This is a genomic window from Pseudomonas sp. Irchel 3E19 (genome assembly GCF_900187585.1).
Taxonomy (GTDB): domain Bacteria; phylum Pseudomonadota; class Gammaproteobacteria; order Pseudomonadales; family Pseudomonadaceae; genus Aquipseudomonas; species Aquipseudomonas baetica.
The window spans coordinates 17,848-43,647 of the sequence record NZ_FYDT01000027.1 but is presented as its reverse complement, the minus strand read 5'-3'; the positions used below and the strand labels follow the sequence as shown (position 1 = coordinate 43,647).

The window sequence follows — 25,800 nt, the reverse complement described above, 5'->3', positions numbered from 1 at the left end:
ATGTCATTTACGAAAAAGCACCTCGACGCGGTTGAGGCGGCCATTGCTCGCGGTGAGAAGACTGTGCGCTACACCGACCGTACCGTGGAATACCGCACGGTCGATGAGCTGCTCAAGGCGCGCGAAGAAATACGCTCGTCGCTGGCCAGCGCCGCCGGGCCACGTTCGCGCGTGGTTCTCCTTTATCACGGAGGCAAGGGACTTTAATGGCCCGACATTTTCCGACGTTGACCCGTAACGGCTTTGTGCTGCCGTCCAACATCAAGGCCAGTTACGAAGGCGCTGGTGAAGGCCGCCGATCCGCTAACTGGGACGCTCCCGACAACGGGATCAACAGCATCAACACCCCGGCACTGCGCAATTTGCGGTCGCGCTCCCGGGCAGCGGTTCGCAATGACCCGTATGCCTTCAACGTCATCGACAAGCGCGTCAGCAACCTGATCGGCACCGGCATCACCCCTCGGCCAGCGACCGATGATGATGCCCTGCGCAAGCTGCTGCAGGAGCTGTGGAGCGATTGGGTTGATGAATCTGATGCGGATGACCGCACCGACTTTTACGGCCAGCAGGCGCTGGTGGCGCGCACGGTGGAAACATCGGGTGAATGCTTTGTTCGCTTGCGTCCTCGCAGTCGGGACGAAGGCCTGGCGGTTCCGCTGCAGTTGCAGATTCTGGCGCCGGAGTTCGTGCCGCACGACAAATTCGAGAGCACCAAGAACGGCAACGTCATCCGCGCCGGCATCGAGTTCACGCCCGGCGGCAAGCGGGTCGCGTATTGGATGTACCTGTCGCACCCGCGTGATGCGGCCTCGTTGAACGCCGGCTACAACCAGCTAGTGCGCGTCCCGGCCGCGCAGGTGCTGCACATCTTCGAACCGGTGGAGCCTGGCCAGTTGCGCGGTGTGCCGCGATTGTCGCCGGTACTCAAACGGCTGCGCAGTTTGGACAACTACGACGACGCGGTGCTGTTCCGTCAGGAGGTGGCCAACCTGTTCGCCGGTTTCATCAAGCGCCCGTCGCCTGACTCGGGTCCGGCTCCACGCGATCCGGTCACCGGCGCGTTGCTGGATTTGGACCGTGACGGTTTCACCCCCATGGTCGCGCTCGAACCCGGCACCATGCAGGAACTTGGGCCGGGAGAGGAGGTTGAGTTTTCCAAACCGCCGGATGCGGGCAACAACTACCCGGACTTCATGCGGCAGCAATTGATGGCTGCAGCAGCGGGATCGGGCACGCCTTACGAGATCCTCACCGGCGACATGCGCGGCATCAACGATCGAGCGCTGCGGGTGGTACTCAACGAGTTTCGGCGTCGCCTGGAACAACTGCAGTTCAGCGTGTACGTGCATCAACTCTGCCGCCCGGTACGGGCTGCGTGGATGGACATGGCGGTGCTGTCGGGTGTCTTGGTGCTGGACGATTACGCACAGAAGCGCCGCCAATACCTGCGCACCCGCTGGGTGCCACAAGGCTGGGCTTACATCCAGCCGGTGCAGGACGTGCAGGCACGAGCGATGGAGGTTAGAGCCGGTTTTTCGTCGCGCAGCGAGATGGTTTTGCGCACTGGCTACGACGCCGAAACGGTCGATCTGGAAAACGCTGCTGATCTGGCACGCGCCACCTTATTGGGCCTCAACTACAACACCCTTGATGCCGTCGAAGACACCGACGACAAGGAGCAACCATGAGCAAGAGCGCGAAACCGCGTATTTACAACCGCGCCGGCAAACGCGTCGAGGTTAAGGACAAGACCTGGTACGCCGTTCATGCCAGCGGCGAGGCCGCCGAGCGAGTGATCGAGGTCTTCGTCTATGGCGAGATCGGCGCGTGGGGTATCACTGCCAATCAGTTCGTGCAGGATCTGCGCGCCATGGATGATGGTGTGTCGCCGGTGGTCGCCGCGTTCAACAGTATCGGCGGTGACCTTTTCGACGGTCTGGCCATGCACAACGCGCTGTCGCGGCTGGGCGAACGCTGCACCGGCCGGATCGATGCACTGGCAGCGAGTGCCGCCAGTGTGGCCGTGTGCGGCGCACACCGCGTAGTAATCGCGGCCAACGCCATGTTGATGATTCACAACCCATACACCTATACAGGCGGTAGCGCTGAGGACTTCCGCCGGGTTGCTGAAGTATTGGATCAGACCTTGGAGGCGATCATCGCGGCCTATAAGGCCAAGGCGCCCGACATTGATGACGCCGAACTGCGGCGAATGGTTGATGCTGAAACTTGGCTGACCGCCAACGAAGCGGTGGCTTTGGGGCTGGCCGATGAAGTGGGCGACGGCGTCAAGGTCAAAGCCTGTCTCGGTCAAGGCGCGGTGCTGCAACGATTCCAGAACGCACCGGCTGATTTGCTGGCCCAGCTCGAAGAGCCACCTGAAGCGGATCCTGATCTTGATCCTGTCGATCCGCCGCTGGTGCCGCCAGTAGTCGACTCGGCCAAGTTGGCATTGATGGTCACTCAGCGCTGCACGGCGGCGGGCATCAGCAACCTGGTCGAGCCGCTGCTCAAGTCAACCCAGCTTGAAAGCGAAGAGATCGTTTTAGCCGGTCTGGCGCGCGCCAAGGCGGTAAACGACCTCTGCGTGGCTGCGCGGCTGCCGGAATTCAGCGCCGAGTATGTCGCTGCAGGTCTGGACGAGGCGGCGGTGCGGGCGCGTCTGTTCGACAAGATTGTCACCAGCGGTAAGGGCTTTGAAATCGACAACAGTCTGCCGCTGGCGGACGACCTGGCGCCCAAGGTGCTGGCCAAACAACCTGACCCCAACTCGATTTGGGCTGCTCGCCAAGCGGCCCAAACTGGAACCGCGCAAAGCGCGAAAGGAGCAAGAGCATGACCATCAAACAGGAACCGATGCACGCGGGTGAATTCCTGCTGTCCGAAGGCGCCGGCAATATTTCGCGTGAAGCGATCAACGTCGCGGCCGGTCCAGAGTTGTGGCCCGGACAAATCCTCGGACTGGTGACCGCCTCCGGCGAATTCGCACCGTACGAACCGACGGCAGAGGACGGCACTGAAAACGCGGTCGCCATTCTGTACGGCCCGCTCGGTGAATCCGATGTGGTGCGTCGCGGTCGCGCCGTGGTGCGGTTGGCCGAGGTCAGCGAAGCGCACCTGACCGGTCTGGATCTGGCCGCCGAGAAAGCGCTCGCCACTCATTTCGTGATCGTCCGCTAAGTCGATCCTTCTTTTGTATGCATCCCGCCGCGTGCGGGATTTTTCGTTTCTGGAGAGTACCCATGGCCGATATCGCCATTTTTGAAGACGAAGCGTTTACCGTTACCTCGCTGACCGCTGCGCTCAATGATCAACCCTACCTGCCGGGCCGCATCAGCGCCCTGGGCCTGTTCCGCGAGGAAGGCATTACCACCCTGACCGTGCAGATTGAAAAGGACGGTGACACCCTGGCACTCGTGCCTGCCGGTGAGCGCGGTGGTTCTGGCCTGGTGGTTGCTGCCAGCAAGCGCAACCTAATCCCGTTCAACACCGTGCACCTGCCGGAGCGTTTCACCATCAAGGCGGATGAGATCCAAGGCATCCGCGCCTTCGGCACTCGCACTGAGCTGCAGGCGGTGCAGGACGTGGTCAATGCCCGTCTGGCTAAGGCGCGTCGTCAGTTGGACGCAACGCATGAGTTCCAGCGCATGGGCGCACTCAACGGCCAGATCCTCGACGCCGATGGCCAGACCGTACTGCTGGATCTCTATGAGCGCTTCGGTGTGCAGCGTCAGAAGATGTCCATGGGGCTGACTAAGGCCGATACCGAGCTGCGCGTCATGTGCGGTGAGGCGCTGGACATGCAGGAGGATGCGCTGGGCAGCGTGACCAGTACCGGTTCGCGCGCTTTCTGCGGCAAGAACTTCTGGAACAAGCTGATCGTTCATAAGTCGGTCAAAGAGACCTACCTCAACAGTCAGCAAGCGGCAGCGCTGCGTGGCGACGCCCGGGAAAGCTTCGAGTTCGGCGGCATCATCTGGGAACGTTACCGTGGCAAGGTCGCCGGCGTGTCTTTTGTCCACGACGACAAGGCGCTGCTGGTTCCCGAAGGCGTGCCCGATCTGTACATCTCGGTGTTCGCGCCGGCCGACTACATGGAAACGGTCAACACCCAGGGTATCCCGTACTACAGCATGATTGAGCCGCTGCCCTTCAACAAAGGTATGGCCGGTGAGGCTCAGTCCAACCCGTTGCACCTGTGCACTCGACCGCGCGCTCAGATCCTGCTGGAACTCTGACCGTGGGCTTTCGCGATCTGATCGCCGACATCGACGCGGTGGTGTTCGAAACGCTGGGTGATACGGCGCGGATCGAGGGTCGCGAAGAGCCAGTGTTCGGCATGTTTGCCGCGCCCTGGCTGCAACCCAAGTTCGGCAAGCTCAACACCGGTTTGCGAGAGCCGCGCTTCGAGATTCGTGTCAGCGATTCGCAAGGTCTGGAGCAGGGCATGCTGGTCAGCGTTGACCTGCCTGCCCTGGATGGCGGCGGTGACTACGACTTGATCCAGCTTGAACCGAGCGGCGACGGTCTGGTCGCCCTGATTCTGAGGTTGCGGCCATGAGCGTCGGCAGCTATTTCAAACCCTCGGCCGGGGGCGGGATGATCTCTATCCAGTCCTCGGCCGCAGATTTTCAGGCGTTCCAGGACTTTGCCAAGGTGGTGCCGAAAGCGGCTGCTGCGGCGCATCGGCGCGCGATCAACAAGACGTTGGGAAGGTTGCGCACGCACATCGCCCGAGCCGTCAGCCGGTCAGAGCGCATTGCCGTAGCAGCGGTGCGTCAGCGGTTGCGCAGCTATCCAGTTTCCGGCGCGGCCGCGAGCGGCAAACTGTGGTTCGGGTTGAACACCATCGAATCCAGCCGGATCGGCCGGGCGCGGCAGACCGGGAGCGGTGTGTCGGTGGCGGGGCGGCGTTACGAAGGTGCCTTTCTCAAGAAGGTCTATGGCAATAAGCCCGACATCTGGATCCGCACAGCCAGCAAGCATTTCAACAGTGACGACTACCCGGACAGCACGGTGTCCCCCGGTCGCGGGCCGAGTTCGGGTTGGGTCGCCGAAAACGGTAGTCGTTTCCCGCTGGCCAAAGCCAAGGTGTCGCTGGAGAAAGCCCGGCCGCATTTCGACAGCTGGGTAAAAAAGGCAGATGAGATCCTGTTGGCGATTCTCAAGCAGGAACTCAACTTTGAGCTGCAGAAATACCTTAAGAGGATCGGCAATGTCTGACGAACCGTTCAGCCTGGACCAGCTTTATCGGGCGGTAGAACAGCATCTGCGTACCCACTTGCCTGGCGTGCAGGCCGTCACAGCCTGGCCAGACATTAAGGATCGCGTGTTGCTGCCGGCGGTTTTTCTGGAGGTGGCCGAGATCGAGCCGGGTACCGATATCGGCACCGGCGAAACCTCGTTGGTTTGCAAGTTCGAGGCTCGGATCATTGTTGACCCGATCAAGCCGCATCATCATCAACAGGCCGTGCAATTGGCGACCCAGTTGGCGGTGCTGCTGCGTGCGCAGACGTGGGGGTTGGCAGTTGAGCCCGCCGAGTTTGTGCAATCGCTGCAGGACTGGACGCAGCCGCACCTGGATGGATACACCGTGTGGCTGGTGGAGTGGACTCAGCAGGTTTACCTCGGCGTTGAGGAATGGCCGTGGCGGAATGAACCACCAAGAACGTTGGTATTTGAAGCTGATCCTGGCGACGGGCCATTCAGGCCCGAGGATCTGCCGTGAGTTACGCGCTCGCCCAACATGACCGCATGATCGCGGGGGCGGTCAAGGCTTGCTACGTGGTCGCGGTGGATCTATCCGCTTCACCGCCGGTATGTCGGGTGTCCGATGGCAGTGATTGGGTCAGCGCATGGGTGCGTTGGCACAGCATCGCCGCCGGCAAAGCCCGACATTGGCGGGCACCGTCCATGGGCGAGCAGGGCAGCTTGATCAGTCCCAGCGGTGACGTGTCGCAAGGCACGTTCGTGCCGGGCCTGTACGGGAATGCCGGTCCACCACCGGACAACCGCGATCATGTCGAGGTCTGGCGTTTCGATGATGGCGGCTCGCTGGTCTACGACTGGCAGGCGAAGTCTTACACCATCACCCTGCCGAGTGGCACGGTGGCGATCAAGGTCGGCGGCACGGACGTCGTCGTTACGGATAACGCGGTAACGGTGAAGTCGGGAACGATCGATCTTGAAGCGACCGTGAATATCAAAGGGCCTGTCAATATCGACGGCGCGTTATCCGTAACGGGCAACATCGACAGCGCTGGCAACATCATGGCCGCCGGCGACAGCGACAACCACCACAAGCATTAACCCAAACATTCATCTAGCCCGCCGCGTGCGGGCTTTTTTGTACCTGGAGAAAATACATGGCCAAGATCAATGACCAGTCTGTCGAGGAGCAATCGCTGCCATTAACTCGACAGCCCGCTACCGCTCTCCTGCGAGCGCCGGATCTGCTGCTGAAGTTTCGCGACAAGCTCTACACCTCACGCACCCTGTGCATCCCAGGAACGGATCGCACGCTGGCAGTGGCGAAGCATGTGGTCGAGGTGTCGGCGTCCGATGAGCAGGCGGTCAGCTTCCTGAAGACGCATCCCGAACTGGAACCGCTGGAGTGACATAGATGATCGGAATGGATCGCCACACCGGCCAACCCATTTCCGGCATCGCTCACTTGCGCCAGTCGATTTCCGACATTCTGGGCACGCCGCTGGGTAGTCGGCGGCACCGGCCCGAGTACGGCAGCAAGCTCCGGCGATTTATCGACTTGCCTGTTAACAAGGGGTGGATCAGCGCCGTGCAGGCTGAAGTCGCTCGCGCGCTGGGCCGCTGGGAGCCGCGTTTGAAGCTGGATCGGGTGAGCGTCGTTTCGGTGATCGGCGGGCAAATCAATCTGAAAATCGTCGGTCAGTACCTGGGCGACAGCGTCACGCTAGAGGTGGCCGTATGAATATCGTGGATCTGTCGGCGTTGCCGGCGCCGACCGTGCTGGAGCCGCTCGACTTCGAGGACACCTATCAAGACACGCTAGGGGTCTTTCGCGGATACATGGGCGACAACTGGACAGCCTCGTTGGAGAGTGATCCGGTGGTCAAAGTTCTGGAGACGGGCGCCTATATCAAGGTCGGAAACCGCGCCCGGGTCAACGACGCCGGCAAGGGTCTGCTGCTGGCGTACGCCATTCGAGGCGACCTCGATCACCTCGGGGCCAACGTCAATTTGAAGCGCCTGGTGATTCAGGCGGCGGATCTGCAAGCCGTGCCACCGGTGCCCGAGGTCAAGGAAGAAGACGACCCGTTTCGCGAGCGCATCCAGTTGGCCTATGAAGGCCTGACCACGGCCGGCCCGCGTAACAGCTACATCCTGCACGCGCGCAATGCTTCGGGGCTGGTGGCGGATGCGTCAGCCGAAAGCCCGGAGCCTTGTTACGTTACGGTAACGGTGCTGAGTTCTGAGGGTGATGGGCGCGGTGTGGCCAGTCCTGAGTTGTTGGCTACGGTGCGGGCTGAGCTAAACGACGACGACGTGCGTCCGGTCGGTGATCGGGTCACGGTCAAGAGTGCGGAAATCATTGATTACCGCATTGACGCCATTCTGCACATGGCCGGCGCCGGCCCCGAAATGGATGCCAGTTTGGCGGAAGCCAAAGCCCGGCTAGCGGCGTGGATCAATCCCCGCAAGCGCCTGGGCGTGGAGGTCGCACGTTCTGCGGTCGACGCTCAATTGCACGTTGCCGGCGTTTCCCGGGTGGAGTTGCCCGACTGGGTGGATCTGGCCCCGACGAAAGAGCAGGCGGCGTACTGCGTGGGCTACACCGTGACGATGGCGGGCTGACATGAAGAGCTTTCTGCCGATCAACAGCACGCAACTGGAACGGGCCATGGAGGCCGGTTTTTTCGAGAAAACGATTGTCCCACTACGCGACCTCTACAACGCCGATACCTGTCCGGTGCATCTGCTGCCGCATCTGGCCTGGGCGTGGTCGGTGGATCGCTGGGATTACCGCTGGACTGAAGCCACCAAGCGCGCCGCTATCAAGGCGTCGTATTACATCCACAAGCACAAGGGCACCATCGGCGCGCTGCGCCGGGTGGTCGAGCCGCTGGGCTATCTGATTGAGATTGTCGAGTGGTTCCAGACGGTGCCGGAGGGCGTGCCGGGCACCTTCGCGTTGAAGGTCGGCGTTCTCGATACCGGCATCACTGAGGAAATGTATCAGGAGCTAGAGCGCCTGATCGACGACGCCAAGCCCGTCACCCGGCACCTGACCGGGCTGGCGATCAGCCTGGAAACCCAAGGCAATTTAAACATCGCCGTGTCCCTCTACGAGGGCGACGAAATCGACGTTTACCCGCCCGTTATGCGTGACATCGAGGTCACCGGCAGCTTCGGCGTGGTCGGTCGCGAACACACCATAGACACCCTGGACGTTTATTATGATTGATGCGAATTCGCAGTTTTTCGCGATCCTCACGGACGTGGGGATGGCCAAGCAGGCGAACGCCGACGCGCTCGGCATTCCCTGGCTGATCACGCAAATGGGCGTGGGGGATGCCAACCCGAACGGGCTGGCCGATCCGCCCAACCCGGTGCCGGCGGCAGGTCAGACCAAGCTGCTCAACGAGTGGCGCCGAAAGCCGCTGAACCAACTGAAGATCGACCCGGTCAACCCGGCGGTAATCATCGCCGAGCAAATCATTCCGGCCGATGAGGGCGGTAAGTGGATTCGCGAAATCGGCCTCTACGATGCAGACGGCGATCTGGTGGCGGTGGCCAACTGCGCGCCGAGCTTCAAGCCGCTGCTGTCGCAAGGCTCGGGCCGCACGCAAATTGTGCGCATGAATTTCATCGTCACCAGTACCGGCAACATTCAGCTCAAGATTGACCCGGCGATTGTGCTGGCCTCGCGGGCCTACGTCGATGCGGCGATTCTGGAAGTGCTGCCGAAGAACAAGGCGGCAGGCCAATACACCCGCGTCAAGGTCAACGATCGCGGCGTGTTCGTGTCGGGTGATAACCCGGAAACGCTGGCTGGGATGGGCATTAAGGACACCTACACCAAAACCGAAATCGAGGCGATGATTGCGCAGGCCTCGGCTTTGCCGGTCGGCGCGACAGTGGCGTTTCCGCTGGACAAGGTGGCGCCGGGTTTTCTGGAGCTTGATGGCAGCGTTAAGAGCATTGCTGTCTATCCAGATCTGGCGGCGTTCCTCGGCACGGCGTTTAACAAGGGCGACGAGGGTGCCGGTAATTTCCGCCTGCCGGAATCGCGCGGCGAGTTTCTGCGCGGCTGGGATCATGGGCGCGGTGTAGATGTTGATCGGGCAATTGGTAGCAGTCAGCTTGATGCCTTGCAGAACATTACCGGCCAATATGCTGCTAACAACGGCGTACAGCTCGCGGCTACAGGAACGGTGTTAGGCGCTTTCATTGCGACGGCGAATGGCGGGACACAGCTTCCGAACGGAACTGCCTCCTCCGGCGTGATCAATATGACGTTTGACGCTTCCAGGGTGGCGCGAACTGCTAACGAAACGCGCGGCCGTAACTTGGCGGTAATGTGGTGTATTAAGGCGTGGAACGCACCAATCAATCAGGGAAATATTGACGTTGCTGCACTCGCGGCTCTAGCGACGCAGGCCACGGAAATAAAGCTGGGTACAGCGAAGATCGCCACGCAGGTGCAGACCGATGCGGGCACCGATGATGCTACGATCGTGACGCCGAAGAAGCTGCGCTGGGGATTCTCGATTCTGAAAGGTCAAAATGGCTATATCGTCTTCCCGTCATGGCTGGGCGGGATAATCATTCAGTGGTTGACCAACAATACAGGGCAAATTTCCCAAGGGTTTGCAGAGGATGTAACCGGGCCTTGGACGCTAGCATTTCCCAATGCGTGCTGGCATGTGATCGGCAGTACGGGCAAGTCAAATAATGGTAATGGCTTCGCAACCTGCCGTATTGATAACTTCACACTGCTCAGTGTCAGCTCTAGCACCTATGCCCACATTACCGGCTGGGTGGCTCGTAAAATATTTGCTATCGGAAATTGAGGCCAACATGAAGCGCTATTACAGCCAAACCACCGGATGCACTTATCTGCATGGGCTTCATACTTCGATGCCAGCGGACGCGGTCGAAATTTCTGATGCTTTGTGCGAATTGGTTATCAGCAATCCTCCGTCCGGTAAGATCCGAGCGCACGACGAGAAGGGTTTGCCCTATCTAATCGACGCTCCGGCTCCTGTGGATGATCTGGAGTCTCTGGAGCGAGCATGGCGCGACGGAGAGCTATCTGCGGTGCTGTGGATGCGCGAGCGCCACCGTGACCAGCTCGAGATTTCCGAGGTAACCACGCTGACGGCGGAGCAATTCAACGATCTGCTGGTTTACATGCAGGCCCTGCGTGACGTGCCGCAATCGCCAGATTTTCCGGCGGTAGAAAATCGTCCAATTGCGCCGGACTGGATCGCCGGCCAAACCCAATAAACGCCCCGCACTGACGGGGCGTTTTCTTTTCCGTTAAGCGTAACACGAACACCCTCACAGCCTCGCTCATGCGGGGCTTTTTCGTTTCTGGAGACTGACCCTTATGAGTTTCTTTCACGGCGTTACGACCACCTCGGTCGACACTGGCGCGCGCACCATCTCGCTGCCGTCGTCGTCGATTATCGGTCTGTGCGATACCTTCACACCTGGCGTTCTCGGCGGTGGCACGGCCAAGGCGGGCGAGCTGAAGTTGATCACCACCGAGCGCGAAGCCATCGCCGCTTTCGGCCCCAACTCGGCGATCACCAAGGCCTGTCAGGCCATCTACGTCAAGGCCAAAGCGGTGATCGTCGCCATCGGCGTGGCCAAGCTGGAAGACGCCGCGCTGCAGACCTCGGCGATCATCGGCGGCGTTCTGGCCTCGGGTCAGCGCACCGGGTTGCAGGCTCTGCTCGACGGTAAAAGCCTGTTCAACGCGCAGCCGCGATTGCTGATCGCGCCGGGTCACACAGCGACTCAGGCGGTGGCCACGGCGCTCGATAGCTTGGCGCAGAAACTGCGAGCCATCGGCATCATCGACGGCCCGGGCACGACCGATGAGGCCGCCATGGCCTACGCCGATAACTTCGGCAGTCGCAACCTGTTCATGGTCGACCCGGGCGTCAAGTATTGGGACACCGTCACCAGTTCGACGGTCGACGCGCCCGGCTCGGCATGGGCAGCAGGCCTGTTTGCGTGGACGGATGCTGAATACGGTTTCTGGGCTTCGCCATCGAACAAGGAATTGACCGGCATCACCGGCACCGGCCGCGCGGTCGAGTACCTGGACGGCGACGAGACCTGCCGGGCCAACCTGCTCAACAACGCCAATATCACTACGATCATTCGCGACGACGGTTATCGCCTGTGGGGTAACCGCACGCTGTCGAGCGATCCGAAGTGGGCATTCGTTACCCGCGTTCGCACGCTGTTCATCCTCATGGACGCGGTGCAGGCCGGGCACAAATGGGCGGTCGACCGCTCGATCACCAAGACTTACGTGACCGATGTTACCAACGGTCTCAACGCGTTCATGGCCGACCTGAAAGCTCAGGGCGCGATCATCAACTTTGAAGTCTTCCCCGACACCGAACTGAACACGGCCAGCCAGATCGCCCAGGGCAAAGTGTATTGGCGCATCCGTTTCACCGACGTGCCGCCGGCAGAAAACCCGAATTTCCTTTTCGAAGTCACCGATCAGTGGATGACCGAAGTGCTTGAAGCAGCCTAAGGGGGCGTAACCAATGATTCCTCAGACTTTGTACAACACCAACCTGTTCGTCGACGGCGTGAACTTCTCCGGCGACGTGCCGAGCCTGACGCTGCCCAAGCTGACCACCAAGACCGACGAATACCGTGGCGGCGGCATGGCCGGCCCCATCGAGATGGATCAGGGGCTTGAGAAAATGGAAGCCTCGTTTGTCACCAAGGGCGTGCGCCGCGAGTCGCTCAAATACTTCGGCCTGGCTGACGGCACGGCGTTCAACGCCACGTTCCGAGGTGCCTTCAAGGGCCAAAAGGGCGCGGTGACAGCGGTCGTTGCCACCCTGCGTGGTCGCCTCAAAGAGGTCGATCTCGGTGACTGGAAAGCGGGCGATGCTGCCGAGATCAAACACGCCGTTGCGGTCACGTACTACAAGCTCGAAATCGACGGGCGCCTGATGTACGAGATCGACATGGTCGCCGGCATTCAGGTGATCGACGGCAAAGACCAACTCCTCGAAGTGCGCCAGGCGCTCGGCCTGTAAGGAAAGATTCAGATGACTCAAGCAATCGCTAAAAACCTGCCGGCCTGGCTGTCGCTCAGTGCGCTCGGCGCGGTCGTGACTCTGACCCGGCCAAGCAAAGCCAACAGCATCGACGTCGAGACGCTGAACCTGCGTAACCCGACCGTGCGTGAGGTGCGCGCAGCAGACCGTGCTGCCAACGGCGACGACGAACAGCGCGAGTTGATGCTGTTCGCAGGTCTCGCTGAAGTCGGACTGAAGGATCTGGAAGGCCTCAAGCTGACGGATTACCGCCGTGTGCAAACGGCATATTCGCACCTGGTACCAAAAACCGATTATTCGGACTCGATGCCGGCGTGGTTGTCGCTGACCACCGATCAGGTGCTGGTAACGCTGTCGTGTCCGAGTGAAATCAACGGCGTGACCGTCGACAAGCTGGCCTTGCGTTCGCCGACCGTGGGCGACGTGCGTGCGGCCAACCGTGAAGTGGGTGGCGATGACGAACAGCGCGAGCTGGTGTTGTTTGCCGCGTTGTCCGGTGCGCCCGTCGCGGATCTGGAGGGGCTGAAGCTGGTGGATTTTAACCGCTTGCAGGCCGGCTATTTTCGCATGGACAACGATGACGGGCTTTAACCCGAGCGTTATCAAGTCGGCGGCGAAACGTCTGGCGGCGGAAACCGGATTTTCCGCTGCCGAGATCCAGTCGATGCCGTTCGCGGATATGGTGTGGTGGCTCACGGATTGAGTCGCCATCGGTAGTGCTGGGCACATGAGGGCCATGACATGGCAAACAAACTCGCCCTCGGGCTGGTGATCGGCGGTGCCGTCAGTTCCACAGTCGGCGCTGCGTTCAAGGACGTGACCGGGCGCATCAAGCGCCTCGAGGCAGAAGGCAATAAAGCGCGCGTGCTGCAGCGCACGATTGGCGACACCATCCGCCTGCGCGAAGAATGGAAAAAGGCTCACGACACTGGCGCTGCCGGCGCCTCCAAATTACTCAACCGCTTGAACTCGAACCTCGACAGCTTGAAAAAGCAGGGGATTGAGGTCGGCCGGCTGGAAAAAGCCTATCGCTCGATGGGGCAGACGGCCAACAAAGCCGAGCTGAAAGCCAAGGGGCATCAGCAGATCGATTCTGGCGTAAAGGGCATGAAGGGCGCTGTCGGTGCGGCGGTGGTCGGTGTTGGTGCCATGGCGTTACCGACCAAGGTCAGCGCAGATTTTGGCGCGATTGTGCGTGACATCGCGATCAAGGCCGGCATTGCCAACAAGCCGCAAGAGCAGGAGATGTCGCGCAAGATTATTGACACTTCACGCGACACCGGCATGGCGCGCAACGATGTGGCCGACGTGGTCAATCAGTTGGTCGGTGCCGGTATGGACCTGAGCAAGGCGCTGGAGTACGCGCCTGTCGCGGCCAAGTTTGTCGTGGGGCAGGGATCCAGCGGTGTCGACACGGCGAAGATGATCAACGCCCTGGGGCAGAACGCCAAGATCACCGACCCCAAGCAGATGCAGCAGGCGCTGGAGGCGATTGCGTACCAAGGACAGGCGGGCAGCTTTGAAGCGGCCGACATGGCCAAGTGGTTTCCGGAGCTGTTGGCCAACATGGCCAGCAACGGCATCACTGGCTTGGATGCAGTGACGCAATTGGGCGCCATGTTGCAGGTGCAGATGAAGCAGGCCGGCAGTTCGGACGAAGCGGCCAACAACCTGAAAAACTGGATGGGCAAAATCGGTTCGACCGATACGGTCAAGGCTTACGAAAAAGCCGGGATCGATTACAAGGGATCGATGCAGACCGGTTTGCAAAACGGTATGTCGACGCTTGAGACCAGTATGGCGCTGGCTCAGAAGTACATTCAGGCGACGGATCCGAAGCGCGCGGCCGCCATGGCCGAAGCGACGTCCAAAATCAGCAAAGAAGCCAATCCCGAAAAGGCCAAGGCCATGATGGCCTCGCTGGAAGAATCCCTGCGCACCGGCGACCTGTTCGCCGATATGCAGGTCAAGGCCGCGCTGTCGGCCTACATGCAGAACAAGGCGCTGTACAGCCAGCTCAAAAACGATTCGCGTGACGCCACCGGGATCCTCGACAAGAACCTCGCCGAGCGGCGCGAGTCGTCATCGCAGAAATGGGCGGAAATGGCCCAGTCGATGGATGACGCCATGCGCAGCATCGGCGATGCGCTGCGCCCGGTGACGGACACCGTGGCCGAGTCGTTGACCAAGGTTACTAAAGGCATTACGTCGCTGACAGATAGCGCGCCCGGGGTGGTTGCCGGTATCGCCACGGTCGGGGCGGGGCTGATCGCCTTAAAAGGTATCTTCAGCACGATCAAGATCAGCAAGGGGCTGCTAAACCTTGCGCGAGGGTCGCGCGGTGGTCGGGGTGGTAGCGAAACCCGCAATAAAAATTCCGGTGAGCTTGATCTGGTAGCGACTGGCCTGGATGTTGTTTCGCGGGTGAAGGAAGCGGCTACAGGCGGTGGCCTTGGTGCTGCAAATGATGCAGGTAACGACGGCGTCCAAAAGGTTTTCGTCGTTAATGCCGGCGCTATAGGTGGCGGTGTGGATGCGCCGGGCGAATCGCGCCGACGCGGACGTGGATCAAGCCGCAGCGCTCGGCGCCGAACGTTGCCGAGTTCGAGGGGGGCGCGCCCGTCTGTGCCTCGTCCCCCTGTTTCGATCCCATCGCCATCAGTCCCTTCCGTTCAAAGTGGGGCATTGTCCAAGCTCGGCGTCGTCGCAGGAACCGTCGGTAAGGTCGGCAAGGCGGCCAAGGTCATTCCTGGCGGCACGCTGCTGGAGTCCGGCGCGATGGCTTTTGAAACCTTTCAAAACGCCAAGACCAAGGACGAAAAAGCCGAGGGCTACGGTGCGGCTGCGGGCAATCTCGCCGGCACGATGGCAGGCGCAGCAGCAGGCGCCGCCATCGGTTCGGTTGTGCCGATCATTGGCACCGCGATCGGCGGCCTGATCGGTGCCTATCTCGGCAGTCAGGGCGGCGCGGCGCTGGGCGGGTCGTTGGGTAAGTCGCTGTTCGGCGGCGAGGATGAAAAGCCCGAGCAAACGGCAAAGGCGCCGGTGCCAGTAACGCCGCTCATGATGGCTTCAGCGGCGCAGCAAGGCCCGGTGCTGGGGGATGTCGCGCGCTCGATGGCGGTGACGGCGCCGCTCAAGTCGGCGGCGCTGGCCATCCAGCCCAAGGAGCCGGCGAAGGCGGAGCCGACCAAGGTGGATCAGCAGTTTCAGTATTCACTGAGCATGCCGGTGACCGTGCAGGGCGATGTCAAAGACCCGCAAACCTTGGCGCAGGATTTGATGCCGCACATGCAACGAATGATGGCGGACGCGGCGAGGAGTAACGCCGCCAAGCTGTACGACGAACCCCATATCTAAGGAGGTTTCATGGCTTACATGGAGCAAATGCAATCGAGCCTGAAGTATTTGGTCGAGGCAGCGGAGACCGGGCGGCGCAGTGCTGACGGCATGCTGACCCCGGTCAACGGTGCGATCCGCGAACTGACCGGCGCCGCGTCCGAGCTGGAAAATATCCCGTTTGTCGGTCCCGCCATCGGCGCCAAACTTCAGCGCGTGATGCGCGGCGTCGACGCGGCTCAGGCCAAGGTCGGTCAGGTGGCGGCGGTGTACGGCCGCGCCACCCGGGCGGCGGCCGAAGTGCAGGAGCGGCTGGGTACATTGAAGGAACAGGCGGGCAAGGCGGCCACGGCGATCAACAACGTTGCCGGCAAGGTCAGTCCGTCGCTGGCCAACATCGTGCCCACCAGTTCCTTTGCTGTGGAGGCCACGCCGGCGCCGGAGGCGGTGAAGCCGTTCCCGCATCTGATGATCATTCAGCCGCGCGATCCGAAGATTGAGCCGTATTACTTCAACCTGGACACGGCCGCTTTCGACGAGCTGAGCCGTTCGACCGAATTCCGCTGGGCTTCGCAGGAGCGGCTGACGCGCCGCCCGGCGAAGCAGGCCATCGGTATGGGCGATGAAAAGTTGACGCTCAAGGGCACGGTCTATCCGGGCTTCAAAGGCGGTTTAAAGCAGCTCGACACGCTGCGTTCCATCGGGGCCAGGCTGCAACCGCTGACCCTGACCACGGGCTATGGCGAGGTGATCGGGACGTGGTGCCTGAAGACGGTCAACGATGAACAGGGCGCGTTTTTGCACGGCGGGATTCCCCGCAAACAGGGGTTTACTTTGGAGTTTGAGCGTTATGGCGACGACATGCAGGACGTCTGATGGCGACATGCTCGATGTCATTTGCAACAACGTTTACGGCCATCTGAATGGCAGCGTCGAGGCTGTGCTTGATGCCAATCAGGGGCTGGCTGATGAGCCTCAGCCGTTCCGGTCGGGCGTGATCATCGTCCTGCCGGATCTGCCCAGCCCGACCAGTGAAGGCGTCAGCTTGTGGGATTGACCTCTGCCGTCGCCGGCGCGGCGCCGCGTTACGCGTAACGACGCCTTGTTTTTTTTGGCCCGCCTTGCGCGGGTTTTTTATTGGAAAAAATCCATGACCCCGATGTTTCGAATTGTCGCCGATGGGGCCGATGTCACGGCCAAGATCAATGATCGGCTGTTGTTACTGCGTACCTCTGACAAGCCGGGCATGGAGTCAGACGAGTTTGAGTTGCGTATCGACGACCGTGACGGGCAAGTGCAATTGCCACGGCGTGGCAGCTCAATCGAGATTTACCTGGGGTATGCCGAGACGACCTTGGCGCGTATGGGCAGCTACACCGTGGACACGATTGAGGTATCAGGCCCACCCGACACCATCGTGATCAAGGGTAAGGCCAGCGACGTGCGTGGCAGTGGCAAGACCATCCGTAGCGGAAGCTGGGAAGACGTGCCGCTGTCGAAGATCGTGGCTGACGTCGCCGCGCGCAATGGCTGGCAACCGGTGTGCCCTGTATCGACCAAGGTCGCCCGGGTCGACCAGCTCAACGAGTCTGATTTTAATTTCATCACCCGTCTGTCCAAGCAATACGACTGCACGGCCAAGGTGGCCGACGGCAAGTTGTTGGTGATGCCGCGCCAAGGTGGCCAGACAGCCAGCGGCAAGACGTTCGGCGCCATTACCCTGACTCGACGCGACCTCAGTCGTTGGCAATTCAGTCTCGGAGATCGCAACTCACACAAGGCGGTTGCGACCAAGCATCAGGACAAAAAGAACGGCAAGCTCGCGGTGGTCACCATCGACAACGACGACGCGCCGGATGGCCTGCCGGCAGTGCATACCGACCGTCATATCTACCCAGACAAGGGCGCTGCTGAAGCGGCGGCCAAGGCCCGTCTGTCGGCGTTCAACCGCTCGACCGCCGATGTGCGGCTTGAAATGCCCGGTCGAACGGACATCTTCGCCGAGCGTCCCATCATCGCTCAGGGTTTCAAGGTCGGGCTTGATGGCGAATACCTGGCGGATTCGGTCGAGCAGGTGTTCACCCAGTCCGGCTGGTCCACTACGGTCGAATGCAATGCCGGCAAAGCCGGTAAATCCAAGGGCAAGAAAAAGAAAGGGCCGAAACCACCGCTCAAGGTTGTGAGCATAGAGAAACAGTAACCGCATCCCATCGCCGCCTGAGTGCGGCTTTTTTGTGTCTGGAGTTTGTATGCCTATCAGTCAGCAGCAGTTGCTGCAAATCCTCCCTAACGCCCGCCCCGTCGCGGGCGTTTTTGTGTCCGTGCTTGAGGCGGCCATGGCGCGTTTCCGCATCACCTCGCCAGTGCGCCAAGCGGCGTTTATCGCGCAGTGCGGGCACGAGTCGCAGCACCTGACCAAGTTGTCGGAAAGCCTCTACTACAAGGACGCCGAGCGAGTCGCGCGGCTGTTCAAGTACGGTTTCGACCTGAACCGCAACGGCCGGTTAGATCCGGCCGAGATCGAGGACGCGCGGGGTTACCTGCGAGACTCGGAAAAGATGGCCAACCGCGTCTATGCCGATCGCATGGGCAACGGCCCCGAGGCCTCGGGTGATGGCTACCGCTATCGCGGGCGCGGCCTGATCCAGATCACCGGCCGCGACAATTACCGTCTGTGCGGCAAGGCGCTCGGCTTGCCGTTGCTCGATCGGCCCGAGCTGCTGGAACAGCCGGAATACGCCGCGCTGTCGGCGGCCTGGTACTGGTGGGATCGAGGCCTTAACGATCTGGCCGACGCGGGATTGTTCGACGGCATTACCCGGAAAATCAACGTGGCCAGCGCCGGTCTGGCCGATCGCCGCGAGCTGTGGGCCAAGGCAAAGGCGGTGTTATGTCAGTCCTCGATCTGATTCCGACACCGGTGCGGCCGTGGGCGATCGCCCTGGTACTGCTGTCGATCGCCGGCGCCGGTGCTGCCGGCAGTTGGGTGATTCAGGATTGGCGTTACGGTAACGCGCTAGCTGAGCAGGCGCGCCAGTCCGCCGACGTGGCCAAGGTTGCCGCCGAGGCGATGGTGGAGGCGCTGGTGATCGAGCAGGACAAGCGCCTAGCTCTGGAAGGGCGTTTGAAAGACAACGATGAAAGCCACTACAGGAAACTTTCCGATGCGCAAAAAGCTCAGCAACGCCTGTCTGATCGCCTTGCCACTGCTGATGTCAGGCTGTCAGTCCTACTCGATACGGCCGACGCTGCCAAAGGCTGCAACGTGCCAACCACCACCGGCTCCGGCGGCGTGGATCATGCAGCCGTACGCGCCCGACTTGACTCAGCGCATGCTCAACGAATTATCGCCATAACCGACACCGGCGACCGGGGGTTGATTGCGCTGCAGGCATGCCAGGCCTATATCAAAGCGCTGGCACCTGCACACTTTGAGTGAAGTTATCGGATCGGCTGGCCAGTTCGCACATTGATACCGGTGGCGGCTTCCAGTTTTGTGACCAATTCGCTGATGTGCTTGGTCTTCGCCATCAGCTCCCATGTGCTTTTGGTTTCGATGTCGTTGGCGCGCCTGCTGGCATCCACCGCTTCTGACTTCGCCGCCGCCAGTTGGGTGCGGAGTGTTTCGCGCTCGGCAGAGGCGGCAGTGTGCATTTCGACCAGCTTGAATATCCGTTCCCTGGCCTGGCGCAGTTGCAGGTTCAGCTCCTCGAACTCATTCTCGTAGAGGGCGAGCTGGTGCCGGCAAGTTTCGAGCGGCGTCGGGCAGCCGAGCCAGTCGTCGGTGTTTTCGATATCGGAGGGATCCACGGAAGGCGCCTTGCTGTGTACTGTTTGGATATACAGCAATCGAGGCGCACCAAGTGGGCGAGGGTGAGGCGACGAGCTGTCAGTCAGGAGTCATCAGTACGGCCAAGGTCATTTTGATAAATTCTTCATTTTTGTCGATGGCCCAGAGTGCGCCGCGTGCGTTATCTCCGACCTCGGTTGCTCCTAACTTCTCAGCCCATAGAGTCAGTTCCATGATAGCGGCTTCGAGGGCGAGTTGGTTTTCGTTGATCTTGAAGAGCAGGGAAGGGAGCAGATCTAAATTCGACATTGGGTTTCCTCCGTGAAAGTACCCAGCGTAGCACTGTGTTACATGAAGAGTGTTTTACGTTTGGCAGGACGCCGGAGAAGGGAGAAAAAGCAGAAAGTTTTGTAACGCGTCTCAAAAAGTTTTGTAACGCTTCACGGAACGCGGTGGAAATCTCAAACCCCAGAAACGACAAAGCCCTGAATAATCAGGGCTTTGTCGTACATAAGATGGCGGAGGCGATGGGATTCGAACTCATGGACCTGTTACAGTCGACGGTTTTCAAGACCGTTGCCTTAAACCACTCGGCCACACCTCCGTTGCGTTGCGGGCGCCATAATACCTGAATGAAACACACTGTCAAACTCTCTGCATGGCTTGTTACAGAGCGTCTGTTATGATCTTTGCGACTGAACGTTTCAAACCAACAGGAGTGTCGCCATGCGCGAACAGGATTACGCAGTTAATAACAGCGTGCAGGCTGAGCAGCTAGAGGTTAGCCGCGTCCTGCGCAACACTTATGGCCTACTGGCTCTGACCCTCGCATTCAGCGGCGTCATGGCTTTCGTCGCTCAGCAGATGCGTGTTGGCTACCCGAACATTTTCGTGGTGCTGATCGGCTTCTACGGGCTGTTCTTCCTCACCAACAAACTCCGTGATTCCGCGTGGGGCCTGGTGTCCGCTTTTGCGCTGACCGGTTTCATGGGTTTCCTGCTCGGCCCGATCCTCAACCGTTACCTGGGCATGCAGGGCGGCGCGGAAGTGGTCAGCTCGGCGTTCGCGATGACCGCGCTGGTGTTCGGTGGTCTTTCGGCCTACGTGCTGATCACCCGCAAGGACATGAGCTTCCTCGGTGGTTTCATCACCGCCGGTTTCTTCGTGTTGCTGGGTGCAACGCTGGCGAGCTTCTTCTTCCAGGTCAGCGGTCTGCAACTGGCGATCAGCGCAGGTTTCGTGCTGTTCTCGTCGGTCTGCATTCTGTTCCAGACCAGCGCCATCATCCATGGCGGCGAACGTAACTACATCATGGCGACCATCAGCCTGTATGTATCGATCTACAACCTGTTCATCAGCTTGTTGCAGATCTTCGGCATCATGAGCCGCGACGACTGATTACAGTCAGGGAAACAACAAAAAACCCGCTTAGGCGGGTTTTTTGTTGTCTGCGAAATGATCAATTGACGATGATGCTGCCATCAGCATGCTGTTTATAGATCGTATACGGCAGTAGAAGGGTATCGAGCACCCCGGAGGCGGCGACATCGACCAGCATGCCGAAATTCGCGTTGTTGTATTCAAAGGCATCCACCCCGTCGCGCAATTCTGCGTGCATCATGCAAAAGTCGAAAGTCACGCCGCTGTAGATCCGCGGGACGGCACCGCAGTAGGTTTTCTCCTCCCTGAGGCTCTTCGCCGCCGCCTCATCACTCTGCATGACGGTCTGCACTGTCCCGCAACCGGCAAGCGCCAAGGCCGCCAGCAGCATTGCCTGAGTTTTCATACCGTCAATCCTTCGCCGGAAAAACCTCAATCTACGCCGAACGTGCAGAAAAAGCACTTATGCCATCGGCGGCAACCGGCGCTTGACCGGGGTCTTCTTGACGATCGCCGTATTGGTCTCGGCCAGCGTATTGAGGCGGTCGAGCAGGGTGTCGAGTTGTTCCATCGAGCGCACATGCAAGCGTGCGATGAAGCAGTCTTCACCGGTCACCTTGTCGCACTCGGTGAACTCGGGGATCGACAGGATCTGCCGCTCGACCTCTTGCAAACGCCCCGGCAGCGGCCGTATCCGGACGATAGCCTGTAACTGATAGCCGAAGCATTTCGGGTCGATCTCGACGGTGTAGCCCTTGAGCACCCCGCGCTCTTCGAGACGACGCAAACGCTCGGCCACGCTTGGCGAAGACAGGCCGCTGAGCTGCGCCAGTGCCTTGAGCGAGCGGCGTGAGTCTTCCATCAGCGCACTGATGAGAATCTGGTCGATATCGTCGGTCATGGGGCAACTCCAGTATTAGGCGATTGACGGAATTCACCCGCGATAAAAAAGGCAGAATTCGAGTTTAGCCTGCTTTTTGCGCTGGAGGCATGCAGCCTGCGCTGGGCATACTTTTGTCACAAGTACAGGAGAATGATGATGGACAAGACCCAGCGTCGCGGCTCGTTTGAAATGACTGCCGCCATGTTGATATCCGGGACGATCGGCTGGTTTGTGCTGGTCTCCGGGCAACCGGTGCTCGATGTGGTGTTCTGGCGCTGCGTGTTCGGCGCCGGGACGTTGCTGCTGATTTGCGCAGCATTCGGCTTTCTGCGCCCGGGCATTCTGACCCGCACGACGTTCCTGTTGGCGGTGCTCAGCGGGGTGGCCATTGTCGGCAACTGGGTACTGTTGTTCGCCTCGTATTCACGGGCTTCGATTGCCATCGGCACCGCGGTGTACAACGTCCAGCCGTTCATGCTGGTTGGTTTGGCGGCACTGTTTCTTGGCGAGAAAATCACCCTGCAGAAGCTGTTCTGGCTGGTGATTTCCTTTCTCGGCATGCTGGCGATTGTCAGTGCCCATGGCGGGCAAGGCGAGGGCGGCGGCGACTACTTGCAGGGGATCGCTCTGGCACTGGGCGCGGCGCTTCTGTATGCCATCGCTGCGCTGATCATCAAGCGTCTGACCGGTACGCCGCCGCACCTGATCGCACTGGTTCAGGTCTGCACCGGGGTGCTGCTGCTCGCGCCGTTCGCGCACTTTCACGCGATGCCGCAGGCGCCGAGTGCCTGGTTCAGCCTGCTGACGTTGGGCATCGTGCATACCGGCCTGATGTACGTGTTGCTCTACGGTGCCATTCAGAAACTGCCAACCGCACTGACCGGCGCGCTGTCATTCATCTACCCGATTGCCGCGATCTTCGTTGACTGGTTCGCCTTCGGCCATCGCCTCGAAACCCTGCAATGGGTTGGCGTGGCGGCGATCCTGCTGGCCGCCGCCGGGATGCAACAGGGCTGGGGTTTGAAGGCGCGGGCCGCTGTAGCGGCGCGGCCCTAGATGGGTTTGATCAGGCCTTTGAACAGACCTTTGAGCTGCTGGTTACCCGCATCGACCAGATGATTGTCATCGAAGTACAGCGGTACACCGTCCCTGGACCCCATGCAGTTGCCGTTCGGGCACAGGTACGGCGTCGGGTCGATCACTGAAGCGTTGCAGCGCCGGGCGACCGTTTCAATGGTGTAGTTGGCGATCCTGTTGCGCTTCCCGTAATCGAGCAGCGAAATCGAAATGTCTGCCGTCTGCTGGAACAGGCGCTGGTTCAAGTTCAGGCCTTTATAGACGCTGAACGGCATTTCCGGAATCGGCTTGACGATATACACCGGATGATTTTCAGCGATCGCGCAGACGGTATTGGCGTACTCGGCGATGTAAGCATCGATAAACGCCGATTCGCCAACCAGCGGGCTGTCAGGGAAGTGAATGCGCCAAGGGTTGTTTCTGCTCGGGTCGGCGTACAGCGCTGCGCGACTGAAAAGCACCACCGGTACACCCTGGAATGAGTCTTTCAGCACTTGCAGCTTTTCGTGGTTGAACGCGCGGCATTTGCTCTCCAGAGCCTTGTCGCGCATGGCGAAGTTTTGCAAAGCCGGGCAACCGCCAAGCGACCAGGACAACGCGGCTTGCGGGTTATCGATTTGCACCGCCGCCGTAGACTGGGCGTGGCTGTCGCCAAACAGAATCACCGAAACATCACCCGTCCCCAATTTGCAGTCCGCCGCGGCGTAGGCATTGGGGTAGCACTCTTGTGGGTAGAGCTTGCTGGTGTATTCCGGTTGCCCAAGGTCGACGAAGGCAAGGCGGGCGTCGGGGTATTTCTTCACCAGCGAGGCCGATAGGGCGGACAGCCCGATGACGGCCACGGTCCACGAAGCGAACTTGAGCAGTGTCCGCGGCGCCGTCGTGACTTTGCTGACTCTCGATTCGATAAGGTAGTACGAGAGGGCCCCGAGCACCAACGACAGCACGATCGCGCCCAGCACATGAGGCCAACTGCTCAACAGACCGCACAGATACAAGAGCACCACCAGCGGCCAGTGCCACAGGTAAACCGAGTAAGAAATACTGCCGACAAATTGCATCGTGTGATTGCGGCTGAACACCGACTGCGTATTGCCGTAAATCACCAGCATCGTACCGAGGACCGGCAGCAGTGCGAGATAACCCGGCCACAGATCATCCTGCGAGAAACACAGCACACTGATGAAAATCGCCAGCAGACCCAAACCCTCGCAGATCGAGCCGTTGCGGCTGCCCAGACGCAGCGGATACAGAAAAACCAGCCCGCCGGCGATCATTTCCCAAGCGCGAGTGGGCAGCATGTAGAAGGCGAAGACCGGATGAGTCTTGCTCAGCACCACCGAGGCAGCGAACGACAACAAGGCCAGCGCTATCAGGGCAACCCGGGTTTTTTGCGCACCCAGGAATTTGTAGAAGCCCATGATCAGCACGGGATAGAGCAAATAGAACTGCCACTCGACCGACAGTGACCATGTGTGCAACAACCAGTTTTCGTGCAGGGGGGGCCTCGAAGTAGTTGCCGTCTTTGGCGAAGGTGAAGTTGGAGCTGAACAGCAGGCTGCTTTTGAGGGTTCTGATCGTCTCGCGGAAGTCTTCCAGCGGCAGGTACACATAGCCGAACATCAGCAGCACGATGCACAGGGTCAGCAGCGCCGGAATGATCCGTCTGGCCCGCGACGCGTAGAAACCTGGCAGGGAAAAGCGCTGTTGTTGCAGGCCGTTGAAGATGAGGCCGGTCATCAGAAAACCGGAAATGACGAAAAATACGTCAACGCCGGCAAATCCGCCGCCGAAACCCGGGATCTTGAAATGAAACAGCACCACCGAGAGCACGGCGAGCGCGCGTAACGCGTTGATATTCTTCCTGAACAGCATTTATGCATCCATGTCCACATCCGTTGTGGGCCGCATTGTAGTGATCCTGTCGGCTTTGTTACATGGATTTTTTACTGCTCAGATGTTCCAGCGCGGCGCCGACTTGGCCAGGCGCTGGCGCATTTCGCCGATATTCGCCGCCAGTTGCCGGGTCAGCAATCGGTAACCGTCCAGCGCGTTATAGACCGGTGCATCAAGGCTGGCGTCGGCCAACTCCAGAGGCCGCTCCAACCGCTTGGAAGCACCGGATTTCAAGGCCCGCGCCATGCCGATCAGTTGCACGCGAATCAATCGGTGCTCGGCCTTCAACGCCGACTGCAGATGGGCCATGGCTTCGCGGTCGCTGGCATTCGGGCGAGTGTTGCCGAGGATCTCCAGCGTGCTGACGCACATGCGCAAGTTGCGTTGAATCGCATCCAGTTCCGTCATGGAAATCTTCACTTCCTTGGACACCGACGGCATCAGCGAGCGCAGTTGCACCATCACCGTGGAGACTCGCCCCATCAGCTTCAAATGCTCATCGGCGCTGATCGCTTCGCCGCTGATGATCCGTCCATACAACGTGGCGCAGTCGCGCAGGGCGTCCGCCAGGTTGTAGCGCCACGAATACACCGCGTACAGCGGCAAGGCGAAGGAAAACGCCAGGGCCAGGGCGATGCCAATCAGGATATCGACTCCGCGCCACAAACCGTCAGTGATCGGGTTGTCGCCATGCCCGGCGACAATGAACACGGTGATGCCGGCGAGCAGGGCGGTATAACCGCCCTTGCCGATGGCGTGATAGGAAAAGAAGCCGCAAACCACGGCCATGGCGAAGTAGGTCAGCCACGGCATGCCGAGCCACGCCTGCTGCGCCACCAGCACCAGACCGACGCCCGCGCCAATCAGCGTGCCAGTGGCGCGTTCGGCGGCTTTCTTGCCGATGTTGCCGTGGTGCTGCAAACCGCCGATCACCACCAGCATGGTCACCGACGCCCATTCGCCGTGGGGCAGGTTGATGCCGGTGGTCAGCACAATCGTTGCCAGCAACCCTAATGCCACCCGCACCGCATGGATCAATCGGGCGTGGCGGTAGCGCCGGTACGGGTCCAGCAGCGGACGCAGGATTCGGCGCAACAGCGGTGGCAGTCGGTGGGTGCTGAACGTACTCAGTGCAAGGC

Annotated in this window: 33 protein-coding genes, 1 tRNA gene and 1 pseudogene; 27 read left to right on the top strand and 8 right to left on the bottom strand. The window is 60.3% G+C overall.

Features of this window, described 5'->3' with window-relative positions; translation table 11 throughout:
- The 25 genes from CKW18_RS17705 (at nt 1) to CKW18_RS17590 (ending at nt 19,074) form a co-directional block, all read left to right on the top strand.
- The gene (locus tag CKW18_RS17705; RefSeq protein ID WP_095189983.1) at nt 1-207 is read left to right on the top strand and encodes a phage head-tail joining protein; all 207 of its coding nucleotides are present in this window, start codon (nt 1-3) and stop codon (nt 205-207) included.
- Nucleotides 207-1,688, top strand: coding sequence for a phage portal protein (locus CKW18_RS17700; RefSeq protein ID WP_095189982.1), 1,482 nt, complete (start codon nt 207-209; stop codon nt 1,686-1,688). The genes CKW18_RS17705 and CKW18_RS17700 overlap by 1 nt, the downstream gene beginning before the upstream one ends.
- Nucleotides 1,685-2,839 (top strand): head maturation protease, ClpP-related, encoded by a 1,155-nt coding sequence (locus CKW18_RS17695; RefSeq protein ID WP_095189981.1) that lies wholly within the window; start codon nt 1,685-1,687, stop codon nt 2,837-2,839. The genes CKW18_RS17700 and CKW18_RS17695 overlap by 4 nt, the downstream gene beginning before the upstream one ends.
- Nucleotides 2,836-3,180: a head decoration protein gene (locus CKW18_RS17690; protein ID WP_064391001.1), complete on the top strand. Its 345-nt coding sequence runs from the start codon at nt 2,836-2,838 to the stop codon at nt 3,178-3,180. Before CKW18_RS17695 ends, CKW18_RS17690 begins: the two co-directional genes overlap by 4 nt.
- Nucleotides 3,181-3,242: 62 nt before the next feature.
- Nucleotides 3,243-4,238 carry a major capsid protein gene (locus CKW18_RS17685; protein ID WP_073473022.1) on the top strand — a complete coding sequence of 332 codons (996 nt, stop codon included), beginning with the start codon at nt 3,243-3,245 and terminating at the stop codon, nt 4,236-4,238.
- A gap of 2 nt (nt 4,239-4,240) precedes the next feature.
- Nucleotides 4,241-4,561 (top strand): hypothetical protein, encoded by a 321-nt coding sequence (locus CKW18_RS17680; RefSeq protein ID WP_095189980.1) that lies wholly within the window; start codon nt 4,241-4,243, stop codon nt 4,559-4,561.
- Nucleotides 4,558-5,223, top strand: coding sequence for a hypothetical protein (locus CKW18_RS17675; protein WP_095189979.1), 666 nt, complete (start codon nt 4,558-4,560; stop codon nt 5,221-5,223). The genes CKW18_RS17680 and CKW18_RS17675 overlap by 4 nt, the downstream gene beginning before the upstream one ends.
- Nucleotides 5,216-5,728, top strand: a complete 513-nt coding sequence (locus CKW18_RS17670) for a hypothetical protein (RefSeq protein ID WP_095189978.1) — start codon at nt 5,216-5,218, stop codon at nt 5,726-5,728. The genes CKW18_RS17675 and CKW18_RS17670 overlap by 8 nt, the downstream gene beginning before the upstream one ends.
- Nucleotides 5,725-6,309, top strand: coding sequence for a phage baseplate assembly protein V (locus tag CKW18_RS17665; RefSeq protein ID WP_095189977.1), 585 nt, complete (start codon nt 5,725-5,727; stop codon nt 6,307-6,309). The genes CKW18_RS17670 and CKW18_RS17665 overlap by 4 nt, the downstream gene beginning before the upstream one ends.
- A gap of 56 nt (nt 6,310-6,365) precedes the next feature.
- Nucleotides 6,366-6,617: a hypothetical protein gene (locus CKW18_RS17660; protein WP_095189976.1), complete on the top strand. Its 252-nt coding sequence runs from the start codon at nt 6,366-6,368 to the stop codon at nt 6,615-6,617.
- A gap of 5 nt (nt 6,618-6,622) precedes the next feature.
- Nucleotides 6,623-6,949 carry a GPW/gp25 family protein gene (locus CKW18_RS17655; protein ID WP_095189975.1) on the top strand — a complete coding sequence of 109 codons (327 nt, stop codon included), beginning with the start codon at nt 6,623-6,625 and terminating at the stop codon, nt 6,947-6,949.
- A complete protein-coding gene (locus CKW18_RS17650) occupies nt 6,946-7,833 on the top strand; it encodes a baseplate J/gp47 family protein (protein ID WP_095189974.1) in 888 nt (295 codons plus the stop codon). Before CKW18_RS17655 ends, CKW18_RS17650 begins: the two co-directional genes overlap by 4 nt.
- 1 nt (nt 7,834) lies before the next feature.
- Nucleotides 7,835-8,443, top strand: a complete 609-nt coding sequence (locus CKW18_RS17645; protein WP_095189973.1) for a phage tail protein I — start codon at nt 7,835-7,837, stop codon at nt 8,441-8,443.
- Nucleotides 8,436-10,052 carry a phage tail protein gene (locus CKW18_RS30795; protein ID WP_256587001.1) on the top strand — a complete coding sequence of 539 codons (1,617 nt, stop codon included), beginning with the start codon at nt 8,436-8,438 and terminating at the stop codon, nt 10,050-10,052. The genes CKW18_RS17645 and CKW18_RS30795 overlap by 8 nt, the downstream gene beginning before the upstream one ends.
- 7 nt (nt 10,053-10,059) lie before the next feature.
- The gene (locus CKW18_RS17635) at nt 10,060-10,488 is read left to right on the top strand and encodes a phage tail assembly chaperone (protein ID WP_256586999.1); all 429 of its coding nucleotides are present in this window, start codon (nt 10,060-10,062) and stop codon (nt 10,486-10,488) included.
- Between the two features lie 103 nt (nt 10,489-10,591).
- Nucleotides 10,592-11,758 carry a phage tail sheath family protein gene (locus CKW18_RS17630; RefSeq protein ID WP_095189972.1) on the top strand — a complete coding sequence of 389 codons (1,167 nt, stop codon included), beginning with the start codon at nt 10,592-10,594 and terminating at the stop codon, nt 11,756-11,758.
- Nucleotides 11,759-11,771: 13 nt separating this feature from the next.
- On the top strand, nt 11,772-12,275 hold the full coding sequence (locus CKW18_RS17625) for a phage major tail tube protein (RefSeq protein WP_073473004.1): 504 nt from the start codon (nt 11,772-11,774) through the stop codon (nt 12,273-12,275).
- Nucleotides 12,276-12,287: 12 nt separating this feature from the next.
- Nucleotides 12,288-12,887, top strand: coding sequence for a phage tail assembly protein (locus CKW18_RS31505; RefSeq protein ID WP_095189971.1), 600 nt, complete (start codon nt 12,288-12,290; stop codon nt 12,885-12,887).
- Nucleotides 12,874-12,999: a hypothetical protein gene (locus tag CKW18_RS31060; RefSeq protein ID WP_256586998.1), complete on the top strand. Its 126-nt coding sequence runs from the start codon at nt 12,874-12,876 to the stop codon at nt 12,997-12,999. Before CKW18_RS31505 ends, CKW18_RS31060 begins: the two co-directional genes overlap by 14 nt.
- 38 nt (nt 13,000-13,037) lie before the next feature.
- The gene (locus CKW18_RS17615; protein WP_095189970.1) at nt 13,038-15,656 is read left to right on the top strand and encodes a phage tail tape measure protein; all 2,619 of its coding nucleotides are present in this window, start codon (nt 13,038-13,040) and stop codon (nt 15,654-15,656) included.
- Nucleotides 15,657-15,665: 9 nt separating this feature from the next.
- A complete protein-coding gene (locus CKW18_RS17610; protein WP_095189969.1) occupies nt 15,666-16,511 on the top strand; it encodes a phage tail protein in 846 nt (281 codons plus the stop codon).
- A complete protein-coding gene (locus CKW18_RS17605) occupies nt 16,486-16,692 on the top strand; it encodes a tail protein X (protein WP_064596196.1) in 207 nt (68 codons plus the stop codon). The genes CKW18_RS17610 and CKW18_RS17605 overlap by 26 nt, the downstream gene beginning before the upstream one ends.
- Before the next feature lie 93 nt (nt 16,693-16,785).
- Nucleotides 16,786-17,835, top strand: a complete 1,050-nt coding sequence (locus CKW18_RS17600) for a phage late control D family protein (RefSeq protein WP_095189968.1) — start codon at nt 16,786-16,788, stop codon at nt 17,833-17,835.
- A gap of 49 nt (nt 17,836-17,884) precedes the next feature.
- Nucleotides 17,885-18,544 (top strand): glycoside hydrolase family 19 protein, encoded by a 660-nt coding sequence (locus CKW18_RS17595; protein ID WP_095189967.1) that lies wholly within the window; start codon nt 17,885-17,887, stop codon nt 18,542-18,544.
- Nucleotides 18,526-19,074 (top strand): lysis system i-spanin subunit Rz, encoded by a 549-nt coding sequence (locus CKW18_RS17590; protein ID WP_095189966.1) that lies wholly within the window; start codon nt 18,526-18,528, stop codon nt 19,072-19,074. The genes CKW18_RS17595 and CKW18_RS17590 overlap by 19 nt, the downstream gene beginning before the upstream one ends.
- Before the next feature lie 2 nt (nt 19,075-19,076).
- Here CKW18_RS17590 and CKW18_RS17585 read toward each other — a convergent pair whose 3' ends face one another.
- The 3 genes from CKW18_RS17585 to CKW18_RS17575 all read right to left on the bottom strand — a co-directional run bounded on the left by CKW18_RS17585 (nt 19,077) and on the right by CKW18_RS17575 (nt 20,029).
- Nucleotides 19,077-19,445 (bottom strand): hypothetical protein, encoded by a 369-nt coding sequence (locus tag CKW18_RS17585; RefSeq protein WP_256586997.1) that lies wholly within the window; start codon nt 19,443-19,445, stop codon nt 19,077-19,079.
- Between the two features lie 79 nt (nt 19,446-19,524).
- A complete protein-coding gene (locus CKW18_RS17580) occupies nt 19,525-19,734 on the bottom strand; it encodes a hypothetical protein (RefSeq protein WP_095189965.1) in 210 nt (69 codons plus the stop codon).
- A gap of 207 nt (nt 19,735-19,941) precedes the next feature.
- Nucleotides 19,942-20,029: transfer RNA gene (locus CKW18_RS17575), tRNA-Ser, on the bottom strand.
- Between the two features lie 122 nt (nt 20,030-20,151).
- Here CKW18_RS17575 and CKW18_RS17570 point away from each other — a divergent pair.
- A complete protein-coding gene (locus tag CKW18_RS17570; RefSeq protein WP_007915443.1) occupies nt 20,152-20,823 on the top strand; it encodes a Bax inhibitor-1/YccA family protein in 672 nt (223 codons plus the stop codon).
- A gap of 61 nt (nt 20,824-20,884) precedes the next feature.
- Here the strand turns inward: CKW18_RS17570 and CKW18_RS17565 are convergent, their stop codons facing one another.
- Together CKW18_RS17565 and CKW18_RS17560 are read right to left on the bottom strand one after the other, a co-directional pair.
- The gene (locus CKW18_RS17565; RefSeq protein ID WP_095189964.1) at nt 20,885-21,211 is read right to left on the bottom strand and encodes a YceK/YidQ family lipoprotein; all 327 of its coding nucleotides are present in this window, start codon (nt 21,209-21,211) and stop codon (nt 20,885-20,887) included.
- 57 nt (nt 21,212-21,268) lie between these two features.
- Nucleotides 21,269-21,706: an Lrp/AsnC family transcriptional regulator gene (locus tag CKW18_RS17560; protein WP_095189963.1), complete on the bottom strand. Its 438-nt coding sequence runs from the start codon at nt 21,704-21,706 to the stop codon at nt 21,269-21,271.
- 138 nt (nt 21,707-21,844) lie between these two features.
- On the opposite strand from CKW18_RS17560, the gene CKW18_RS17555 reads away from it, so the two are divergent.
- A complete protein-coding gene (locus CKW18_RS17555) occupies nt 21,845-22,744 on the top strand; it encodes a DMT family transporter (RefSeq protein WP_095189962.1) in 900 nt (299 codons plus the stop codon).
- Here CKW18_RS17555 and CKW18_RS17550 read toward each other — a convergent pair.
- The 3 genes and pseudogenes from CKW18_RS17550 to CKW18_RS17545 form a co-directional block, all read right to left on the bottom strand.
- Nucleotides 22,741-24,246, bottom strand: a complete 1,506-nt coding sequence (locus CKW18_RS17550; protein WP_256586996.1) for an acyltransferase family protein — start codon at nt 24,244-24,246, stop codon at nt 22,741-22,743. The genes CKW18_RS17555 and CKW18_RS17550 overlap by 4 nt on opposite strands.
- Before the next feature lie 166 nt (nt 24,247-24,412).
- Nucleotides 24,413-24,640, bottom strand: a pseudogene (locus tag CKW18_RS31055) (acyltransferase family protein); the annotation flags it as partial.
- A gap of 78 nt (nt 24,641-24,718) precedes the next feature.
- Nucleotides 24,719-25,756 carry an FUSC family protein gene (locus CKW18_RS17545; protein ID WP_170947276.1) on the bottom strand — a complete coding sequence of 346 codons (1,038 nt, stop codon included), beginning with the start codon at nt 25,754-25,756 and terminating at the stop codon, nt 24,719-24,721.
- Nucleotides 25,757-25,800: the final 44 nt, after the last annotated feature.

Bases quoted from the DNA above. Each gene is read 5' to 3' on its own strand.
- CKW18_RS17645 (WP_095189973.1), top strand. From the start codon at position 7,835: ATGAAGAGCTTTCTGCCGATCAACAGCACGCAACTGGAACGGGCCATG.
- CKW18_RS17610 (WP_095189969.1), top strand. From the start codon at position 15,666: ATGGCTTACATGGAGCAAATGCAATCGAGCCTGAAGTATTTGGTCGAG.
- CKW18_RS31060 (WP_256586998.1), top strand. From the start codon at position 12,874: ATGACGGGCTTTAACCCGAGCGTTATCAAGTCGGCGGCGAAACGTCTG.
- CKW18_RS17655 (WP_095189975.1), top strand. From the start codon at position 6,623: ATGATCGGAATGGATCGCCACACCGGCCAACCCATTTCCGGCATCGCT.
- CKW18_RS17580 (WP_095189965.1), bottom strand. From the start codon at position 19,734: ATGTCGAATTTAGATCTGCTCCCTTCCCTGCTCTTCAAGATCAACGAA.
- CKW18_RS17635 (WP_256586999.1), top strand. From the start codon at position 10,060: ATGAAGCGCTATTACAGCCAAACCACCGGATGCACTTATCTGCATGGG.
- CKW18_RS17695 (WP_095189981.1), top strand. From the start codon at position 1,685: ATGAGCAAGAGCGCGAAACCGCGTATTTACAACCGCGCCGGCAAACGC.
- CKW18_RS17690 (WP_064391001.1), top strand. From the start codon at position 2,836: ATGACCATCAAACAGGAACCGATGCACGCGGGTGAATTCCTGCTGTCC.
- CKW18_RS17705 (WP_095189983.1), top strand. From the start codon at position 1: ATGTCATTTACGAAAAAGCACCTCGACGCGGTTGAGGCGGCCATTGCT.
- CKW18_RS17660 (WP_095189976.1), top strand. From the start codon at position 6,366: ATGGCCAAGATCAATGACCAGTCTGTCGAGGAGCAATCGCTGCCATTA.
- CKW18_RS17595 (WP_095189967.1), top strand. From the start codon at position 17,885: ATGCCTATCAGTCAGCAGCAGTTGCTGCAAATCCTCCCTAACGCCCGC.
- CKW18_RS17570 (WP_007915443.1), top strand. From the start codon at position 20,152: ATGCGCGAACAGGATTACGCAGTTAATAACAGCGTGCAGGCTGAGCAG.
- CKW18_RS17605 (WP_064596196.1), top strand. From the start codon at position 16,486: ATGGCGACGACATGCAGGACGTCTGATGGCGACATGCTCGATGTCATT.
- CKW18_RS17650 (WP_095189974.1), top strand. From the start codon at position 6,946: ATGAATATCGTGGATCTGTCGGCGTTGCCGGCGCCGACCGTGCTGGAG.
- CKW18_RS17700 (WP_095189982.1), top strand. From the start codon at position 207: ATGGCCCGACATTTTCCGACGTTGACCCGTAACGGCTTTGTGCTGCCG.
- CKW18_RS17630 (WP_095189972.1), top strand. From the start codon at position 10,592: ATGAGTTTCTTTCACGGCGTTACGACCACCTCGGTCGACACTGGCGCG.
- CKW18_RS17590 (WP_095189966.1), top strand. From the start codon at position 18,526: ATGTCAGTCCTCGATCTGATTCCGACACCGGTGCGGCCGTGGGCGATC.
- CKW18_RS30795 (WP_256587001.1), top strand. From the start codon at position 8,436: ATGATTGATGCGAATTCGCAGTTTTTCGCGATCCTCACGGACGTGGGG.
- CKW18_RS17565 (WP_095189964.1), bottom strand. From the start codon at position 21,211: ATGAAAACTCAGGCAATGCTGCTGGCGGCCTTGGCGCTTGCCGGTTGC.
- CKW18_RS17615 (WP_095189970.1), top strand. From the start codon at position 13,038: ATGGCAAACAAACTCGCCCTCGGGCTGGTGATCGGCGGTGCCGTCAGT.
- CKW18_RS17555 (WP_095189962.1), top strand. From the start codon at position 21,845: ATGGACAAGACCCAGCGTCGCGGCTCGTTTGAAATGACTGCCGCCATG.
- CKW18_RS31505 (WP_095189971.1), top strand. From the start codon at position 12,288: ATGACTCAAGCAATCGCTAAAAACCTGCCGGCCTGGCTGTCGCTCAGT.
- CKW18_RS17560 (WP_095189963.1), bottom strand. From the start codon at position 21,706: ATGACCGACGATATCGACCAGATTCTCATCAGTGCGCTGATGGAAGAC.
- CKW18_RS17675 (WP_095189979.1), top strand. From the start codon at position 4,558: ATGAGCGTCGGCAGCTATTTCAAACCCTCGGCCGGGGGCGGGATGATC.
- CKW18_RS17625 (WP_073473004.1), top strand. From the start codon at position 11,772: ATGATTCCTCAGACTTTGTACAACACCAACCTGTTCGTCGACGGCGTG.
- CKW18_RS17685 (WP_073473022.1), top strand. From the start codon at position 3,243: ATGGCCGATATCGCCATTTTTGAAGACGAAGCGTTTACCGTTACCTCG.
- CKW18_RS17600 (WP_095189968.1), top strand. From the start codon at position 16,786: ATGACCCCGATGTTTCGAATTGTCGCCGATGGGGCCGATGTCACGGCC.
- CKW18_RS17670 (WP_095189978.1), top strand. From the start codon at position 5,216: ATGTCTGACGAACCGTTCAGCCTGGACCAGCTTTATCGGGCGGTAGAA.